The 20029-nt window shown below is 59.7% G+C and carries 8 protein-coding genes; 4 read left to right on the top strand and 4 right to left on the bottom strand.

The features are described 5' to 3' along the window. Positions 1 to 3: 3 nt before the first annotated feature. From BUA54_RS21770 to BUA54_RS19095, 3 genes are all read right to left on the bottom strand, one after another. The gene (locus tag BUA54_RS21770; protein WP_084114663.1) at positions 4 to 3354 is read right to left on the bottom strand and encodes a calcium-binding protein; all 3351 of its coding nucleotides are present in this window, start codon (positions 3352 to 3354) and stop codon (positions 4 to 6) included. Continuing rightward, positions 3351 to 5135: a type I secretion system permease/ATPase gene (locus BUA54_RS19100; RefSeq protein WP_072858854.1), complete on the bottom strand. Its 1785-nt coding sequence runs from the start codon at positions 5133 to 5135 to the stop codon at positions 3351 to 3353. The genes BUA54_RS21770 and BUA54_RS19100 overlap by 4 nt, the downstream gene beginning before the upstream one ends. A 78-nt stretch (positions 5136 to 5213) precedes the next feature. After that, on the bottom strand, positions 5214 to 12464 hold the full coding sequence (locus tag BUA54_RS19095) for a peroxidase family protein (RefSeq protein ID WP_072858853.1): 7251 nt from the start codon (positions 12462 to 12464) through the stop codon (positions 5214 to 5216). 705 nt (positions 12465 to 13169) lie between these two features. Between BUA54_RS19095 and BUA54_RS19090 the strand changes: the two genes are divergently transcribed. From BUA54_RS19090 to kdsA, 4 genes are all read left to right on the top strand, one after another. After that, positions 13170 to 15491 (top strand): multicopper oxidase family protein, encoded by a 2322-nt coding sequence (locus BUA54_RS19090; RefSeq protein ID WP_072858852.1) that lies wholly within the window; start codon positions 13170 to 13172, stop codon positions 15489 to 15491. Between the two features lie 41 nt (positions 15492 to 15532). Beyond that, positions 15533 to 16594: an SCO family protein gene (locus tag BUA54_RS19085; RefSeq protein WP_072858851.1), complete on the top strand. Its 1062-nt coding sequence runs from the start codon at positions 15533 to 15535 to the stop codon at positions 16592 to 16594. A 282-nt stretch (positions 16595 to 16876) separates the two neighbouring features. Beyond that, positions 16877 to 17848 carry a KpsF/GutQ family sugar-phosphate isomerase gene (locus tag BUA54_RS19080; protein WP_072858850.1) on the top strand — a complete coding sequence of 324 codons (972 nt, stop codon included), beginning with the start codon at positions 16877 to 16879 and terminating at the stop codon, positions 17846 to 17848. Between the two features lie 66 nt (positions 17849 to 17914). Beyond that, positions 17915 to 18736 carry a 3-deoxy-8-phosphooctulonate synthase gene (kdsA, locus tag BUA54_RS19075; RefSeq protein WP_072858849.1) on the top strand — a complete coding sequence of 274 codons (822 nt, stop codon included), beginning with the start codon at positions 17915 to 17917 and terminating at the stop codon, positions 18734 to 18736. Positions 18737 to 19393: 657 nt separating this feature from the next. On the opposite strand, the gene BUA54_RS19070 is transcribed toward kdsA, so the two are convergent. Then, positions 19394 to 20029, bottom strand: a 636-nt coding sequence (locus BUA54_RS19070; RefSeq protein ID WP_072858848.1) for a sugar nucleotidyltransferase, incomplete at its 5' end; no start/stop codon positions are given.

The following is a 20029-nucleotide window of genomic DNA, read 5'->3' as shown; positions in this document are numbered from 1 at the left end:
AGGTCAGTGCTGATCAATCCAGATGTCGAGGTAGCCGTTCAAGGTGATTTCAAAGACATCGTCGCCCTCGGCGTTGGCAATCTGAAGAATGGTGTAGTCGAAGTCGCCGCGGGTTTCGTGTTGCACCTCGGCAGCCCGGAGGGTCGTGGCTGGCGCCGCGGCCGTGTAATCCATGGACTGGTCGCTGCTGTGGCCGCTGCCGGACCGGTACCGGTCCTGCCCGGCCGTCACAACGTCGCCCGGACCGAAGTCCGTAATCTGGAATGCCCGCACCGCCAAGCCGTCCGCGGTTGTTTCAAAGCTCAGCGCGTAGGTGTCGTCACCGCCACCTCCGGTTAGGGTCAGATCGTCTGTATAACCCTCGAAGGCGATCAGGAAAGTGTCGTCGTTCTGCCCGCCGATCACGACCTCGAAACCGGCTATGCTATCCAGTCCCGACTCATTGCAAGCGGCCGTGCCAGCATCGACGTCAATCACAATGCTGTCGGTCATCCGCGCAAAGTTGATCGTATCGTGGCCTTCGCCTCCGATGAAAATATCAGCCTCGCCATCCTGGAATACTAAGACAAGGTCGTCGCCAGCCCCACCGTAGATCTGATCTGCCCCGAGACTGTCACACAGAAGATCGTTGCCTGCCTCGCCTTGCAGAAAGTCGTCGCCAAGGTAACCGTCAAGACGGTCGTCGCCATCACCTCCGTCGATCTGATCGTCGCCGTTGCCGCCTGTGATGACATCGTCGCCATCACCGCCCTGCAGCCGGTCACTTCCGTCGCCACCGTCAATGGTGTCGTCCCCCGCGCCGCCGTCGATCAGGTCATCGCCCCCATCGCCGCCAATGACGTCGTCGCCGTCGCCGCCCAAAAGCCGGTCGTCATCGTCCCCACCCTGAATCGCGTCGTCGCCTCGGCCACCGTCGATGCTGTCGGCGCCCGCGCCACCATCAAGAAGGTCCTCGCCCTCGCCCCCCAGCAGCAGGTCGTCGCCGTCACCCCCCTCAATCACGTCGTCGCCGGATCCGCCGTTGATGCGATCTTGACCGGCGTCGCCATTGATAACGTCGTCGCCGTCGCCCCCCAGCAACTGGTCATCGCCCGCGCCACCGGTGATCACGTCATCGCCGGCTCCGCCGTCAATCTCGTCGCTGCCGGTGTCGCCGTCGATAATGTCGTCGCCGCCGCCGCCCAAGATGCGGTCGGCTCCTTCGCCGCCCTGCACCACATCATCACCCGTACCGGCATCAATCTGGTCGTTGCCGGTCCCTCCGTCGAGGATGTCGTCCCCGGAGCCACCGGTCAGTTGGTCGGCGCCTTCGCCTCCTTCGAGCACATCGTTGCCAGCGCCACCCTCAATCCGGTCATCGCCGGCGCCACCCTCGATCATGTCGTCCCCCGCGCCGCCGTCGATCAGGTCATCGCCCCCATCGCCGCCAATGACGTCGTCGCCGTCGCCGCCCAAAAGCCGGTCGTCATCGTCCCCACCCTGAATCGCGTCGTCGCCTCGGCCACCGTCGATGCTGTCGGCGCCCGCGCCACCATCAAGAAGGTCCTCGCCCTCGCCGCCCAGCAGCAGGTCGTCGCCGTCACCCCCCTCAATCACGTCGTCGCCGGATCCGCCGTTGATGCGGTCGGCTCCTTCGCCTCCCTGCACCACGTCGTCGCCCGTTCCCGCATCGATCTGGTCGTTGCCGGTCCCTCCGTCGACGATGTCGTCCCCGGAGCCACCGGTCAGTTGGTCAGCACCTTCGCCTCCTTCGAGCACATCGTTGCCCAGGCCACCCTCAATCCGGTCATCGCCGGCGCCGCCCAGTAGCCGGTCGTTGTCATCACCGCCCTGAATTGCATCGTTGCCCGCGCCACCGGTGATCACGTCTTCACCTGCGCCACCGTCAATCCGGTCATTGCCAGCATCGCCTGCGAGCACGTCGCCACCGGACCCACCCGAGATTCGATCGTTACCGGTGCCGCCGCGCATGATATTTCGACCGCCGGTGCCGGTGAGCTGGTCGTGACTGGTACCTCCAACAGCATTCTCGATGCCGATGATCCGGTCGTGCCCAATTTCTGCCCCACTGGCGTAACCACGACCAAGGTCGACAATCGTACGCTTAGCCATAGCGGACAGGTCCAGCGTGTCACTCCCCACGCCGCCGTCGAGTAAATCGTCGGCACCATCGCGGCTGCCATGCAGATGGTCATCGCCCGCCCCACCTCGCAGGACGTCCCGGCCGGCACCGCCGTCGAGCAGGTCATTACCGGATCCGCCCTTCAACAGGTCGTGACCGGCGCCGCCGTAAAGAGCGTCATTGCCCAATCCGCCCCAGAGGCGGTCGTTGCCGGCCTCACCATAGAGCTTATCGCTGCCAATTCCGCCGTAAACCGTGTCATTGCCAGAGCCTGAGCGAATAACGTCATCACTGGCGCCGCCATACACCATATCATCACCGGCGCCCGCCGTAACGACATCAGCGCCGGCTCCCGCAGTAATTAAATCAGCAGCATAGGTGCCAACTAGCCTGTCGGCGGCAGTGGTCCCAGCGACCGGGTTGGCCACCACGTCAAAGCCCGTCTGCACCGTTATCGCCCGAGTGCCGTCGCCGATCGTGTAAGTGAGAGTCACGGCCTGTGGCGTTTCGGGGTCCGGATGGTAGATGTAACCGTCGGCCACAGCCTCGAGCGTGCCGCTAGAAGGCTTGAGATCGCGAAGCACGGGCGTTTGGCCTGTTGTTGATGCAGCGGCGGGCAAGAGATCTTCGAAGGCGATGAAGAAGGCGGCCGTTGTCAAAACATCCGGCAGCGTGTTTGGGCCGCGCAGGGTGCCAGATGCGCCCTTGTGCCTGTTGTCTTCGGGGTCCGCGATCGTCATCGGCACCACCCGAAGACGGTGCACTACTGGATCCGCGGGATAGGTCGGTACTAGCGGCTGCACCTCAATTAATCCGGACGCACCGAGCTTCTGGGGATCCACGAACTGCAACTGGTCGCCGGTGATCGATGCACGGGCGAAGCTTTCGGCGAAAAGCGACACGATGTTACCGCTGGATACGGTCACTATGCGTGACGCGGGCGACGGCTTCACTGCGTCGGGGTCTGCCTGATCTGACGCCTGTGCCGGTGACTGTGGGGCGTCTTCGCCACTGTCGTGCGGAACAGGACGCTGGTTGTCGACACCCCCTTTGGCCACCGAGTCCGCTGCAGCCTCGACTTTAGATTGCAGGGATCGCACGAAGGCCACGAGGGCAGCGACGACCGCGCCAACGAACATCGATCCGCGCGGCGTTCCTTCCGGCGTCTCGCGGAAGCGTTTTGCGTCAGTTAGAGCGACTTGGTCAGATTTTGTCCTCTTGATGTCGATCATGTCGTCACCCTTGCACTCTGATCAAGACGAAGAGGCCGTTTTATGGCTGGCTGGTCACTCGGCGCCGGGGCCGGGTGGACGGTTGCAGCAGGCTTGGGCCCCAGGATGTCCTCTTTCCTTCCAATGGCGGTCGACTTGCCACTCTGAATTACGGCGATCGTGTCGACGCTGGCTAGCGCACTTGGGCGGTGGGCGATGACGACGACGATGCCGCCCCGCGCCGTGACCCCAGAGATGGCAGTCGTCAGTGCGGCCTCGCCCTCGCTGTCGAGGTTTGAGTTCGGCTCGTCCAGCACAACCAGGAAGGGATCACCAAAGAGGGCGCGTGCTAAACCGATCCGCTGGCGCTGCCCACCCGATAGGGCATGGCCTGCGGCACCCAAACGGGTATTGTAGCCATCGGGCATCCGCACAATCATTTGGTGGACCCCGGCGGCGGTGGCTGCGGCCACGATGGCATCGGGATCTACGTTGTCAGTAAAGCGGCAGATATTCTCAGCAATGGTACCGTCCATTAGAGCCACGTCCTGCGGCATGTAGCCGATGTAGCTTCCCAGCGCCTCTTCGTCGTACTGCGCAAGGTTGGCCCCGTCGAGGCGGATGGCGCCCCGCAGCGGATCCCAAATGCCGGTCAGTACACGTACCAGCGTCGTTTTGCCACCACCACTTGGCCCGATGACACCTAGTGCCTGTCCGGCATGTAGCGTGAAGGTGATGTCACCTAAAAGCACGGTGCCCGTATCCGGTGCGGCGACAGTTACGCTTTCGACGGACAGTTGCTGCGTCGGGCGCGGCAGGCGTAAGGGTGTGGTCATACCGGCAAGCGTCGTGACCGTATCCTTCAGCCGTCCATAGGCGGTACGGGCGGCGACGACTTGTTTCCAATTGCCGATTGCCATGTCGATGGGGGCCAGTGCCCTGGCGGAGGCGACCGAGGCCGCAATGATCGCGCCGCCAGATAGTTCGCCTTGGATAGTCAGGAACGCGCCGAGACCGAGCACCGCAGACTGCATGATCATCCGTAGTACCTTGGACAGGGCACCCAGCGTGCCGCTAATATCGTTTGTTCGTGTGTGCAGGCTTAAATGGTCCGCATTGGCAGCCGTGAACCGAGCGATGACGCGGCGCGACATACCCATGGCGCGCAGCACCTCGGAATTACGGGCATTAGAATCCGCGATCCGATTGCGATTGATGACAGACTCGTGGGTTTCCTTGGCCAGCCGGCGGGTCAGGACTTCTGTCAGCAGCGCAAGGCAGGTCAGCATCACCATGCCGCCCAGAGTCAGCGCCCCCAGCAGCGGGTGCAGGGCATAAACGAAGACAAGAAAGACCGGCATCCACGGCAGGTCGAACAGAGCCACCGGGCCTTGGCTGCCGAGAAAGCCGCGCACGGTATCAACGTCACGGCCCCGCTCCAGCGCCTCGGAGGTGGAAAAGCCGAAGCGCGGCATGTCGATCGCAACCTGGTGAGCCATGGGCGCAATGCGGGCATCGAGCCGCGCGCCGAAGCGCACCAATACTTGAGAGCGTAGCACATCGAAGATGCCCTGAAAGAAGTAGAGGCCGATGGCCAGTCCTGAGAGGGTCAGCAGGGTCGGGATGCTGCCACTGCCCAACGCGCGGTCATAAACCTGCAGCATGTAGAAGGAGCCGGTCAGGGCCAGGATGCTGATGACACCGGAGAGCAAGAAGAGAAACAGTCCGATCGCATGGACGCCCCTTGTCAGCTCTGCCAGCGCCTTCTTTCTAGCAACAGCCTGAGTCTTGGTCGTAGTCATGTGAACCCCTCTGGATCTGCGGGAGGACAAACGCGAGTGAACGGGAGTCCGGACGGGAAGACCCCGCCCGGCCCGGGATCAGAAGGTGAAGTCTGACAATGTCAGATCATGTTGACCCTTAATGCCGATCTTAAAGTCAGTGGCCGTATTGCCCGACACGTTGCCACTGACGACGGTATAGATGCCGTCGTCGCGGGTTTCCGAACTTACCAGGATTTGTCCACGGTCAGTGATCGCATCTGTGACCAGCGTAAATTGCTGGACCCCCTTCACGCCAGTATTCGCGTCGAAACCGGAAAGGTCGATGCGGTCGCCTGGTTCGAAGGACAGCAGCGTATCCCCGTTGGCGGCCTTGGCCGAGCCGAAGCTAAAGGTGTCAGCCCCGGTGCCGCCGTCAATTACGTTAGCCACGTTGCCCGCGATGATCGTATCATTACCGTTGCCGGTGACGATATTTTCGATCGAAATGGTGCTATCGTCGCCGGTCTGTGCGCTGAAGATATTAGTGCGTGATGCAGATCCGCCATTAAGGTTGGCAGTGATGTTCGCCGTAATCATGGACATATCCAGCGTGTCGCTGCCGGAGCCGCCGTTATAGTAGTCGTTGCCGTCGTCCAGCCCGGCGACGAACCTGTCATCACCCGACCCGCCGGAAATCCGGTCATCGTTGCCCATACCAGTCAGGATGTCGTTGCCACCAAGGCCGTTGATAATATCGATCCGCGCATCGCCGGTCAGTTCATCAGCGACCCCGCTGCCGTTGATCTTCACCTCAACATCAAGCGGCGACGTCAGCACCACATCAATCACGTCCTGCTGACGCGCCTCGCCGATCACCGTGTCGACCCCGCCATTGGAGTTAAAGACGATACGGTGGATAGAGGTCAGGGCCGAGAAGTCGACCGTGTCTGCGCCGGCCCCGCCTTCAATGTGAATGGTGGAAGTGCGCAAGCTGGTGGTCGTAAAGTCCCCGATTACGTCGACGCGACTTCCGTTCACCACGACGGCGCCGGCGGTCGGGTCAATGGCCGCCATGTCGACGACGATCTCCTCAATGTTGTCGAGTTCTGCGATGATGCGAGAGTTGAACACCGCTGCATTGCCGCGGGTGATGACGATCTCAGTGTTCGGCGACAGACCCGTGGCGCCGGCCGCAATCGCCTCTACCACGGTGTAAATGCGGTACTGTTCAACCCGATCAGCGCGCCCGTTCACCACGAAGGTATCACCGCCAGCTCCGTTGTCGCCGCCGTCGATGAAGTCGCGGCCGTCAGCCGCGGTGCCGTTGAGGGCATTCCAGATGATCGTATCATCACCGGCACCGCCGAAGATTGAGTCGTTGTTCAAATCACCGGTGATCACGTCGTTGCCAGCGTCACCGAAGATCGCGTCGACACCGCTTCCGCCTGAGAGGCGATCATTACCGTCGCCGCCAAATAGCCGGTCGCTGCCGGCCTGCCCAAAGATCTCGTCATCGCCCGTGGAGCCGGTGATCACATCGTTGCGCTGACCACCGAAGGCCAGGTGATCGTTCGTGCCAGTCAGTGTGATCGTGTTCACCAGATCCGACCCAGTCTGGATCGTAATCGTCTCGGTTCGAGTCAGACCATCGGGTGCACGCACCTCGACAGCGATCTCGTAGACACTGTTGATGGCCAGTGGTGTGTTAAGCCGCGAGATTTCCCCAGCCGCGGTCACTGCGAAATCGGGCCCGCCGCTGACCAGCCTGTAGGTGAAGCCGGACACGTGATTGTCGTCAACTGCCGACAGCGTTCCCAGCAGGCCAATCCCTGGAAGGGTGGCATCGGCCTGGTCAACAACGTTCAGATGTAGGTCGCTGGGGGGCAGGATCGCTTCAGCTACATCGTTCAGCAAAATGGTCAACTGACGCGTATCGATGATCGTGCCGTCACGGGTATCGATGGATTGGACGACGATCTGGTACTGGTTGTCGACCGTCTGGAAAGGATCCTGCCGTTCATAATCCATCACGGGTGCGGGGCTTGCAACGACAATGGAATAGCGAGGGGTGCCGTTGCTTTCGACGCCGTTCTGAATGATCTGGAACCGCCCCCCCGCGTCCTGGCCTGGCAGGATCACATGACTGACAGCGGCCGACGGCACGCCAACAGCAGCTGCATCAAAGGGTACGCGGAGGGCGACGACGGTACCCGCCGTAGCATTCTCATTCACCGCTAACGGCAGTTCCACATTGTCGGTCTGCCCCGAAGCAATGCGTTCGGTCACGCCACTGTTATCTTTAAATACAGCCACCGCCCGCATAATCTGGCCGGCGGTGCCGGGCTGGACTACATGAGTTAGTCCAACGCCAATGGTCTGCCAGCCGGTGTTGCCGTTCTCGATCTGTTGCTGCCATTCAAAGGTCAGCCCAATCGGGTTTCCCTGCGCGTCGAGGGTGAGACCATCGATATCAAAAGCGTCGGTTAGTGTCGCGGTCAGAGTCTGGCCAACATAAGGCGTTACCAAAACCGCTGTGCCATCGTCGAACGGGGTCGGGTCGTTGATAGTCACTGTGCCAAAGGCCGCATGGGTTGCAGGCCCGATGTCTACCGTCTGGTCAGCAAACTCTAACCGTTCAATGTTCTTCAGCCGGTCGGTATCGTCAACGACTAGGTTGCGGCTTTGCAGCGTCACACCGTTCACCGTGGCGCCTGTGACCCCATCATCCAAGTCCATGATCGATATGAAGCCGTCTTTATTAGCGTCATATACGATGCCAATGCCATCTACGACCTGGCCGTCGATAGTCATCGTGTCCGCGCCTTCGATGAGATACTCCGCACGGCTGCCGCGGTAGACGGCGGTATCGATGTTATCGTTCGGCGTCTGGTCGTAAAGGATCTCGCGAACAATGCTGATCTGGCTCGGCTTGATCGTGCCGTTCAGCATATAGGGCACCAGTTCGGCCAGACTCTCCGCAGTCGTGACTGGTGGCGCGCCATTCTCGCCCGGTGCAATGGCCAACCGCACGTTCATCCAAGCGTCGCCGTCGATAACGTCGTAACCGCCATTGCCTTGCAGCCGGTCATTGCCATCGCCGCCCAACAGGATGTTGCCGTCACGAAACTGGGCATTCGCCTGATCCACGACCTCTAGCAGTTCGGCCAAGCCTGCAATTCGGTCGATGCCGTCGCGGTCTAACGTGTGTTTTTCCCAAGCCGCGTCGATACCGATGTCGACTTGTGAGTTGCCGCGGTCGTCGCCGGCAATCACGTCGTCAAATTTCCAGCCCGAACCACCCTCGACCAAATCGAAGCGGTCGCGCAAGATGAAGCCGGGATCGTTCACGAAAAGCGGGATGCCAAAGTCGAAGTCGACGCCCTGCGTGTCGTGCTTGGCGATTGCCCAATCAAAACCGAACATGCCGTTGAAGCGCTGGATGCCCGGACCCGACAGCATAATATCATCGCCACTCTCGCCGTCGTAGTCTGTGTCGTTGCCTTGGCCCCACATCACGTCATGACCGACGATGGTGGAGTTGAAAAATAGCTGCGAGTTGTCGCCGGCCAGCGTGTCGAATCCGTCGCCGCCCTCCAGCCAGTCATCGCCCTCGCCACCCTGCACCAACTCGTTGCCGGTGCCGCCCAGCATAAAGTCGTTGTCCTCGCCTCCAAAAGCCTCCTTGTCGTCCATCCCCATAATAATGAAGTCGCTACCCTCGTCGCCGAAGATCAGGTCGAGGCCGGTCCCGGCGCTGATCACATCATCACCTGCACCGCCACGTAGCACATCGTCGCCAAAGGGATCTTCAATAATGTCGTCGCCCGCACCGCCGAAGACGTTGTCGGATTCCATCCCTGCGTTGAGGTAGTCGTCGTCGCCATCACCCCAAAGAGTGTCGATACCCTTGTCGCCGTAAAGGGTATCTTTTCCTTCCGTTCCCCCCAGCACAACGTGTTCGCCGCCCGAGAATTTTAACGTACCGCCAACGTCATGACCGTTGGCATCAACCACACCCGACTGAATCCGCACCACCTTGGGGTCAATCATCTGTAGGAATGGATCGTCGTGTTCCGGGTCCACATCGTGACGCTCCGCGATTCCGCGGTCTAGTTCGAAGATGTAGTCGGGCGTTGTAAACAGCGTGCCGTTAAGGTGTGTCGCGTAATCGTCCGAAAGATCGGAATTGCGCATCACCAGATCGGTAAAGGTATTGGGCTCCAGCTGATTAAGCAGATTGGTGCCTTGGGTCCGCGACAGGTAATAGAACCGGTCGCCGGTCTGCAGGTGTTCAAGTTGATATTCAAAAATAAAATTGAAAGTCGAGCCTAACATACCGCCAAATTCGTTTAACTCTTCCGCCAGCCCACCGATCCAGAGATCGACGTTGTTCATACCGCCAAGTGCGGTGGTGGCATAAGCACCGCGGGCCTGAAGGAAATCCAGCCGGTCCGCCGTGGCGAGCGAAGAGGGTGCACCTTCAAGCGTGCGCCCGGTAATAAGTTCCCAAGCAGCGGCGCGTTTGTCCTCCAGTGTCTCGGCGTTGGTGATCGTCGCATGAGTGCCGTAGGCCGCGATGAAGTTCACCAAAGACTGCGGATGCTTCATGTGCTGGGCGAAGTCGAGCCAGCTAGTGTAGGGCTTAAGATCGGCCAGACCGTAATCGTGGTAGAGCTCCTTGCGGATCTCGTTGAGCGATTTGATCCCGGTTTCTCGGCCGCGAGCGATGTTGATGGCCGCGAGGTCAAGTGGCAAGCCTAGTAAATTCGATTGCAAAGCAGGGACGACGAACTCGTCAATCTCGTTCCCGACATCGCCCACCGCGCCGCGCACTACATTGGCAATAATCTCGCTTACGTCAGCGCCCGAAGCAGCAAACATCTGCGGGTTCAAAAAGGCCTCAATCAGGGTAGCCTGCTCACCACTGGCTGCTAGTGGATTCAAATTATTATCCAACCGGTCCACAGTGTCGTTCAGCATGGAATGACCGAAGCGATAAACCGTATGAGCGAATTCCGCGATAATCGACGGGTCCATATCAGGTGTATTGGTAAATACGAATGGATCAACATTGGGTTGGATCCTGCGGGCAAATTCCTCGAAAACAAGATGCTGATACTGCATTTCTGTCACGAAACGCGCAGCTTGGAACATGCGTTCGCCGTCCCACAGCAATGTAGAGGTATCAGCGGGAACTTCCGTTACATGGACCAGCAGCCATTCGTTCAAAAAGGTCAGATCACCACCGGCAGCAGATTTGAGGATCGTTAGCTTATTCTCTTCCACCAGACGATTATGCTCAGCGTGAAAGACTGAGTGTACCGCCGTTAGTGCGATGTTCTCGTTGCCGCGCCCGTCACCCGTGACGTAATGAGCGTCTAGCATCTCGTTGTCATAGGTGAAGGGATTATGATCGTCGGCAACGAGGTCGGCGGCATTAATTACACCATCCAGATTGACGTCGGCTAGATCGGCCGCATCAATCACCCCGTCGCTGTTCACGTCTGCCAGCTTGCTGCCTAGCAAGTCGACATCAGCTTGGTCGGACTGGCCGTCACCGTTGACATCCAGCCTGTCGAAGTCAGCGATCTGCGTGACCGAATTCGCGGTACCTGGGTTATGATCAGGGTCAAAGGTGCCCGGTGCGGCATGGTGTGCAATATCAACGAGGAATTGATGGCCGGTTAGTACCGCGCCCACCGTTGTGATCGGGGCAGCTGGGTTACCTTCGCGCGTCGTCCCATCGGTCATGACCATCATCGGATAGCCGTTCGGGCCGCGCACGAATTCACCATATTCATCAGTGACAAGCAGTGGCGCATTGTGAGCGTCAAAATCGTTCAACAGGATCCCAAGTTTGCTAGCAGCCTGAGCCTTAATGTCGGCCCATGTGGCGATCGTGCCAGGCTGCTGGCCATCGAGCAGATGTCCGGTGGACAGGGGGCGAAGGCCCTTGCCATCAATTGCGTCGCCCATAACGTACTCCCGCAAGAAAACGTGGTGCGAGGGGTGCGAAGTATAGGTTTGATTCTGATCAATGAAGGGCGTTGTGGTGTTCTCGGCGTTGCCGTTTGCATCAATCTTGGCCCGGGTGACGGCCATGAAGCGCAGGTTAGGCGATAGGTCGTCCGCGGTGCCAAGGATCCTGTCATTACCCGCGATCAGCGGATCGTCGGGGTTCAACGGAATATAAACCGTACCGTTCTCGGCTTTGGTCACAAGGTCCAGTCCATGGTCGAAAAACTGGCCAAAGAAGGTCATCCAAGAGTTGAAGCCCGGCGACAGGCCGATGTCCGGTGACTGGTTAGGAATATTGGCGATATCAATGTTATCGATCGCGATCTCGTTCGGGCCAAAGACCGTGGCCGCGACGTTGTCGATCAAGATTTGGTTTGATCCGGTATTGGCAATTTCAATCCGAACTCCAAGGCCGTTCGACGTTGTTGGGATCGGTCCGCTAGTCAGTGTCACGTTGGACCACTGGCCATCGCCCGGATCGGGCAAGGCGACCGTCGCCAATACATTGCCGTTTGTGTCAACAAGGCGCGCCTCTCCGCCGGTCCAGCCCATGTCCGTCCGGTCACCAATGTTTAGACTCATGTTGACAGTGCCACCGGTCGCAAGGACGACGCCCGTCATAGTCTGAGACAGCACGCCACCGCCCTGTAAGTAGGCCACGTTGCCGCCGGTATGACCTGAGGCAGAGATTATCTCGGCCGACGGTGCAAAGAGTCCGCCGCCACCGGCGATGGTCCATCCTGCCGGGGCAGTCGTGGTGTAATTGCCGCGCGTGTCCGAAATCACCCCTGGCGCCCCGACCGCTAGCGAGGTCGCTTCAAAGCTTGCGTCTGTAATGGAGATGACTGTGTCCTTGGGATCGACGGGAATGGCATTGGGGCCGTAGCGGTCGTGAAAGGCATCCAGCGTAAGTGGGTTGGCAAACCATGCGGCGACGGCAGCCGGGTTATCGATCGTCTGGTTTACTATCAGGTTCGATATCGTGCGTGGCGCACTGTCAATCACGTTACCGGTCTTGGAATAGTCGCCCTGTGACTGGGCAGGAGCGGGGCCGGGCCCGTCGAAGTCGATGGACCCCTGCGCGTCCGTCACAAAGGCTGGATCGGTGATCCGCGGAAAGGCGGTATCGGCGGCCCCCCACAGCTCCTTACCCGGTGCGAGGTTGTTGTAGGCGCCCGACACGGTGCGCAGGCCGGCGGGCAGGATGTTGGCGTCGTTGGCGTCCACACCGTAGGCCGCCTGGATCGCCGCCGTCAGGCTCATGCCGCCGGAATGAGCCTCGGCGACCTTGATGTTGCGCAGGATGAAGGCCAGATCATCTTGGTTCACGTTAAAATCGGTGGTCGCCATGGCAATGTCCCCTGAACTGATGCGGGACCTTTGCGGCGCCGCTTGAGAATTTTTTTGAAAAAGGTCGCCCGTCACCCACTCTGTGTGGAACCGGAACTTCCCTGATGCAGTTCAGACTACTGCAGCCAAAATTGGTCCGGCAGGACGAGAAGGGCAGCGATTGCCTGCGACATTCTGACGAGGTCGGACTAGGACCAAGGTCTGACGCCATACCCTGTTCCCTAAGCGCGACAGGGTGGGCCACAACGTTTCGTCAATGCGATCCTACACTCATAAAGTCATGTAAAGCATAGTCTTTTCATGACCTGTCTTTGTAGGAGGACATCAGGATCATTGGTTGGATGCCGTGACATCTTTCCCCACCGATCCCGCAAAATATGTCTCGATCCGGACCTTCATGCCAAGATCAGCCTGCTAGGCCGCTGCATCGGGCCTGTTAGCACTGACCACTCCTGATTCCGCGACCAAAGGTTAAGAAGTGGTTAAGACCAAGGTCGTAAACCATCGTTCTACCTCCGGATTAACTGCAGCTTTGTGGGTCTGCTAAACCTCCTCGCATCGGATAATCGGTCATGTCCCGTCCCTTAGTCGGACTGGACGGCGGTGCGCGCAAGCGCGCGATACCCCCTGCACCCAGGTCTCCGATCGTGACGGGTCACGCCCCTGCCGGATGGGCCCAGCAACATCATTTTGGGGAACGAAGCCATGTATCTGCCATTCAATGCCTCGCGCCGCCGCCAGCGCGAAGCGCAGAACGCCCGCAACAACCGGGCCGAGATTGTTAAGGCGCTGTCCACCGGCGAGGTCAGCCGGCGCGAATTGATGAAATGGGGCATTTTCACCGCCACAGGCGCGCTGGCCAATGTTAACGGCCTCAGCCCCTTCGCCACCAGCGCCTGGGCGCAAGAGGACACGGGCGTGCCGCTAAGCCCGACCTTCGGCGTCCAGCCTTTCACCCAGCCGCTCAAGCGGCTCGACCTGCAGACCCCGGAGACGCTGACCCCGATCATGCGCGGTGGCGAGATTGACGTGGCCTTCCCCGCAGGCACCGGAGAACTGGCGGGACGCCGGATGTCCTATCACACAGACTACCTAATGTCGGGTCGCCTGATGTACGGCAACGCGACGACCGGCCGCGGCCCGCTGGAGGGGCGCCCGCCCGGCGCCTATTTCGCCCACCAGCGGTGGGCCGAATACCTGCCGCAGAAGGGCTACGTGATGTCGCTGGTCCCGACCGCGCCGACGTGGGGCTTCCACCCCGACCTGCCGGTGCAGGAGGAGAACAAGGTCTGGACCTTCTGCAAGGGTCACGGCACGCAGGCCACGACCAAGCCGCCGCTGATCAAGATACGCTACGGCGAGCCGGTCCTGTTCCGCCACTACAACGGGCTGCCGGAGCAGGAGTCGAAGAACGGCGGCTTCGGGTCGCACAGCCAGTCCACTCATAATCACAACGCTCACAACGCCTCGGCCAGCGACGGCGCGTCGAACGCGCATTTCTTCCCCGGCCAGTTCTACGACTACCACTGGAGCACGACGCTCGCCCGGGCTGACACGATCAACAAGACCATGACCGACCGGCGCGCGTCCGGTCCCGACGGTAACGGCGGGCTGGTCCACGTGAAGGGTGACTACCGCGAACTGCAGTCGAGCCTGTGGTTCCACGACCACCGCTTCTTCTACACCGCCGAGAACGTCTACAAGGGGCACCTGGGCGCGATCAACATGTACAGTGGTCCCGACCGCGGCAACGAGGTGTTGAACGACGGTGTGAACAAGCGCCTACCCAGCGGGTCGCTGCTGGACTGGGGCAACATCGACTTTGACGTGAACCTTGTAATCTCAGATGCGGGACTAGACGAAGAGGGCCAGTATTTCTTCGACATCTTCAACACGGACGGCTTCCTTGGTGACCTGATGATGGTCAACTTTGGCTACAAGCCCTTCATGGAAGTGCTGCCGCGCAAGTACCGATTCCGACTGCTAAACGCCTGCATGTCGCGCTTTATCCGGCTACAGCTGCGGACGGCACTGGGTGACGCAGTGCCGATGACGCTGATTGCCACCGATGGTAACCTTTTGCCGCGACCGTTCAGCCTGAACCTGCTGGACACGATGGGCGTAGCGGAGCGGTTCGACATTGTTGTCGATTTTAGTAGTTTTGCCGTCGGCCAGCGGATCAACATGATCAACCTGATCACACACACCAGCGGCCGTGGACCCAAAGGTCAGGTCAACTACAAGGTCGCCGACAACGGCCGCTCCGGCGATCCCGCCACGGGGTCACTGCTGCAATTCCGAATTGTCGACAGTGTAGAAAGCGTCGATGTGCCCGGTGTGACACATTATGCCTCGCAACCCGATCCTAGCCAAGTTCCCGGTCGCCTGACGGACCAGATCCCGGTCGTCGAACCTACACGAGTGCGCCTGATTGAACTACGGCGAGGCCAAGAAAATCCCATCGACCCTGCGACGGGCGACTGCAATCCGTCTTGCATGCGACGCGAGATCTATCCTTGGTCGATGCGGGTGAACGGCGATAATCTAGGCGGCTTTAATGCTAACCATATCTCGGCCTTGGTCCCGAAACCGGGCGAAGTGGAGCACTGGGTACTGCGTAATCCGTCTAGCGGTTGGGACCATCCGGTGCACCTGCACTTTGAAGAGGGCGTCACCATCGATCGTGGCGGCAAAGCCATGTCAAAAACCGAAAAGCTAGCCCGCAAGGACGTTTGGCGGCTAGGTGAGGCGGGCGAGGTGCGGATGCAGGTCCGGTTCGGCGAATACGGCGGCGCCTACGTCAGCCATTGCCACAACACGGTGCACGAGGACTCGGCGATGATCATGCGCTTCGACATCTTGACGGATCCCAACAATCCCTATTCTTCGCGCACCCACTCCGCGGTAATGCCGACGCCGAACCCGACGCCCGAGGGCGTGACCTACACCACGCCGGAGCTTCTACCCGAAGGCAACCCCTTCGATCCCGGCTTCCAGCCCTTCCCTGTCATCCCGCCGCTGCCCTGACCGGGCAGGACGATCCGGAGCCCGCCGAAAGGACGATAACCATGCCCCATGCTTCCACGATCCGCCGCTGGACGGCCGCGGCGCTGCTGGCAGCGACGGCGCTGCTCACGGCCCTTGCCACACGTGGCGATGCCGCGCCAAAACGCGACGCCGGCTACTTCACCAACCTGCCGCTCGTCACCCAGGACGGCGAGATGGTGGCGCTCTACGACGACCTGATCAAGGACAGGATCGTCGTCTTCAACTTCATCTACACCGACTGCAACGACCTGTGTTCCTTCACCACTGCCCGGATGGCGCAGATCGCCGACTGGCTAGGCGACCGGGTCGGGCGGGACATCTTCCTCTACTCGATCTCCCTCGACCCCGCGAACGACACGCCGGAAAAGCTGCGCGCGTTCGCCGCAGGCTTCGGGATCGACACGGATGCGGGCTGGACCTTCCTGACCGGCGATCCCGCCGACATCGACGTGATCCGCTTCAAGCTGGGCGAGCGCGGCGACACCAAGTACGACCACCGCAGCGACATGCTGATCGGCAACGACAGGCTGGACTTCTGGCGCCGTACTTCGGTCATGGGCAGCCTGAAAGTGGCAACGCAGAACATTCTACAGATGGACCCGGACTGGCGCGCGCCCATCGCACCCGACATGCTGACCGAGACCGGCGACCGCCCGGCCACGGACTTCATCATCTCTGACCGGCGCGGCGAGGCGATGTTCGTCAAAGTCTGCGCGGCCTGCCACACCATCGGGTCGGGGGTGAAGTTCGGCCCCGACCTTGCCGGCGTCACCTTGCGCCGTAATCCCGACTGGCTCTTGCGTTACCTGCAGGCTCCCGATGTCATGCTGCGCGACGGCGACCCCACCGCCGTGGCCCTGAACGCGCGCTACCCTGCCGTGAAGATGCCCTTCATGGGCCTGACAGAGACCGATGCTGCGGACCTGATCTTTTACCTTGGCCAACAATTCGATGGGCTTGATAGCGCCCTCATCACACCGACTGCAGCATCGCATGACCATGCGAACCATGACCACGCATTCCACGATCACAGCGACGTACCACAGACGGCACCTCACGATCATGGCAAACACGACCACTGATGTGTGAACGATACTGAACTGCGACTTTTGTCGGTGCCAGAGTAGGAGCATTGAACCGCTCCGGGTTTGCCGGAGGTTGATTTCGGTTAGTTACGCGGCTATGGGTCAGGTTTCCAGACCTAAGTGGAAGTTTGCTTTGGCTTCTGTCAGTGGGATGTTTCCAGCAGACGGCGGTTATTGAACCAGTCTACCCTCTGGCAAACCCGGCACCGTTCCAAGCCTTGTAACAATTTCACTTCGTATTTATTACCTAGTAAGGCTTCGAGCCAAGGAACTGCAGTGATGGCGATACCCTCAGCGGAGGCCGATGAGACGGTGGACCAGATCCGCCGCGTCTTGCAGATCGAGGCAGAAGCTCTAACCCGAATGATTAACGACGTGGGCCCACCCCACAAAAAAGCGGTTGATCTGCTGCAGCAAGTCACAGGTCGCATCATCATCAGCGGTGTCGGAAAATCCGGTCATATCGGGCGCAAAATCGCCGCCACATTTGCCTCGACCGGCGCGCCGGCACAGTTTGTCCACCCGACGGAAGCCAGCCATGGCGACCTTGGTATGATTGCCAAAGGCGACGTTTGCATTGTGATTTCGAACTCCGGTGAGACGTCGGAGCTTGCGGATTTAATCACCTATACCCGCCGTTTTGGTATTCCCCTGATCGGCATCACCCGCCGGGTAGGCAGTGCCGTAGACCTCCAGTCCGACGTAACTCTGCTACTGCCAGATGCCCCCGAGGCTTGCTATATTGGCGTGGCTCCCACCACGTCCACCACTGCCACGCTGGCGATAGGCGACGCGCTGGCCGTGGCACTGATGCACCGCCGCGGCTTCAACCGCGAGGATTTCCAGATTTTTCATCCAGGTGGTAAGCTTGGCGCGCAACTCCTGAAGGTCGAAGCGCTGATGCACACCGGAGACAGCGTGCCGACGCTGACACCCGACACAGTTATGGGCGACGTGCTACTGGTGATGACCTCCAAGGGATTCGGCATGGCTGGCGTAGTTGAAGACAACATTTTGACCGGTGTCATCACCGATGGTGACCTGCGGCGCAACCTCGCCACCTTGATGGACCGTACTGCCGGAGAAATCGCGACCCACAGCCCCAAGACTGTGCGCAGCGGAGCCTTGGTGTCAGAGGCGCTGCGCATCATGAACGCCTCCAAGATTGGCGCCCTTTTCGTTGTGTCGGAGGCGGGCCATGTCGAAGGCATCCTCCACCTGCACGACTGCCTGCGCGCCGGCGTCGCCTGACCTCCTATACACACCGGGGCTTCCTGCCCCCATCTGTCACATGATTAAGACTAAGGAATATCACCCATGACATCGGTTCACGTCGGCCCAGTTACGATTGGCAACGACCTGCCGTTCGCACTGCTTGCAGGCCCTTGCCAGCTCGAAAGCCTCGACCATGCCCGGATGCTGGCAGATTCAATCATGCGCATTACTAGTGATTTGGACATCCCCTTCGTGTTCAAGGCAAGCTACGACAAGGCTAATCGTACATCGCTGTCGGGGAAGCGTGGTCTGGGAATTGAGAAAGGGCTGGAGGTATTGGCCCGGATCCGCGAAGAGTTCGGCTGCCCAGTTGTTACCGACGTCCACGATATCCCGCAAGTCCAGCGTGCGGCAGAAGTCGTGGACATCTTGCAGATTCCCGCGTTTCTCTGCCGGCAGACTGATCTACTGCTTGCCGCAGGAGAAACGGGGATTGCCATCAACGTTAAAAAAGGTCAGTTCCTCGCTCCCTGGGACATGGTGAATGTGGCAGATAAGATCGCCAGCACTGGTAATACGAACATCATGCTCTGCGAACGCGGCACTAGCTTCGGCTACAACACGCTAGTCAGTGACTTCCGCGCACTGCCGACCATGGTCAAGATGGGCTACCCGGTTGTCTTCGACGCCACCCATTCGGTGCAGCAACCTGGCGGCCAAGGCGGCTCAACTGGGGGCCAACGCGAGTTCGTTCCTTTTCTGGCCCGAGCAGCCGTCGCCGTTGGCACTGCCGCCCTATTTATGGAGGTCCACGAGGATCCAGACAATGCTCCCTCCGACGGACCTAACATGCTACGTCTAGAAGAGCTGGCGTCAATTCTACGTACTATTAAAGCCCATGACCAAATCGCAAAAGACTACTAAAACCTAAACTCATTGCTTCGACCACTCCTATTGTTATTTTTGCCCTGACGGTTGCCCCTGCATTCAATCCAGCTTGAGATAGACTTTGGCCTAATTGAAGGGACTAGAAATAAAACGAAGTGGGTTTACTGAAGATTAGATCATTGGCATTCTGAAAAAGCATGGGATCAAGATTTACGTGACCGATCTGTGCCGCAAGCATGCAAGATTTTTGATGATCTGTTCCGCCGTCAGGTCCCAGGATGCAAACATCTATCTGGCGTCACTGATCGATGGTGCGCTCAAATGCAAATTCCGCGTGGTAAGATTCGACAAGTGGTCGACCTCAGCAGGTCATTATAAATCCAGGTTCCTCACGCACCGGAGTTTGCCGGTCGGTTCATTTCCTTGATCGTCTTGCAATCCGACAGTGTTGAAATTAGTTGGCACGAACTTAGCGGTATTAAGAGGGTGCAGATGGCCTCCTCACTCACCGTCGTCACATTCTAGAGACCGACAACGACAGCTTCCGCTTAAAAGCCAGAGCCGACATAGCGGCCCAAAATAAAGAGGAAGGGCAATGATGTCTTAACACAAGTCTGGCACTCATGACATAACTTCAAGACAATTCAGTTCTCAATGGAAAAATTAGCCCATTTCTGGTAAAAATAAGGATTATTACAATAATCCGTGCAGATAGCTGCCATAATCCGTCTTGGCATAGCGGTCGGCCAGGGCGCTCAGCGCGGTCGCGTCGATCCAGCCCTGCTGGTATGCAATCTCCTCGGGACAACCGGTCTGCATGCCTTGGCGCGACTGCAGGGTGCGCACGAAGTTGCCAGCGTCCAGCAGGCTGCCGTGGGTGCCGGTGTCGAGCCAGGCATAGCCCCGCCCCATGCGCTCCACCGTCAGGCTGCCGTCGGCCAGATAGGTCTCCAGCAGCGAGGTGATTTCCAGCTCGCCTCGCTCCGATGGCGTGATGCGGCGGGCGCGGTCCGGGGCGGTGCCATCCAGAAAGTAGAGCCCGGTGACCGCGTAGTGCGATGGCGGGTTGGAAGGCTTTTCGACGATCTGCGTGACGGTGCCATCGCTATCCATGCCCACTACGCCATAGCGTTCGGGGTCCGACACGCGGTACCCGAAGACCGTGCCGCCAGCGGGTTTTGCATCGGCACTGGCCAGCATCTCGGGCAGGCCGTGGCCGAAGAAGATGTTGTCACCCAACACCATCGCCGAGGCAGCCCCATCGAGAAAGTCCTCGCCCACCAGATAGGCCTGCGCCAGACCGTCGGGGCTCGGCTGCACCAGCCAGGT

Source organism: Loktanella atrilutea, from assembly GCF_900128995.1.
Lineage (GTDB): Bacteria > Pseudomonadota > Alphaproteobacteria > Rhodobacterales > Rhodobacteraceae > Loktanella > Loktanella atrilutea.
Note: the sequence above shows the minus strand (reverse complement) of the source record. Positions and strands in the feature narration are given on the sequence as shown.

Coding starts and splice junctions, on each gene's coding strand:
- BUA54_RS21770 (WP_084114663.1), bottom strand. CDS start 3,354: ATGATCGACATCAAGAGGACAAAATCTGACCAAGTCGCTCTAACTGAC.
- BUA54_RS19100 (WP_072858854.1), bottom strand. CDS start 5,135: ATGACTACGACCAAGACTCAGGCTGTTGCTAGAAAGAAGGCGCTGGCA.
- BUA54_RS19095 (WP_072858853.1), bottom strand. CDS start 12,464: ATGGCGACCACCGATTTTAACGTGAACCAAGATGATCTGGCCTTCATC.
- BUA54_RS19090 (WP_072858852.1), top strand. CDS start 13,170: ATGTATCTGCCATTCAATGCCTCGCGCCGCCGCCAGCGCGAAGCGCAG.
- BUA54_RS19085 (WP_072858851.1), top strand. CDS start 15,533: ATGCCCCATGCTTCCACGATCCGCCGCTGGACGGCCGCGGCGCTGCTG.
- BUA54_RS19080 (WP_072858850.1), top strand. CDS start 16,877: ATGGCGATACCCTCAGCGGAGGCCGATGAGACGGTGGACCAGATCCGC.
- kdsA (WP_072858849.1), top strand. CDS start 17,915: ATGACATCGGTTCACGTCGGCCCAGTTACGATTGGCAACGACCTGCCG.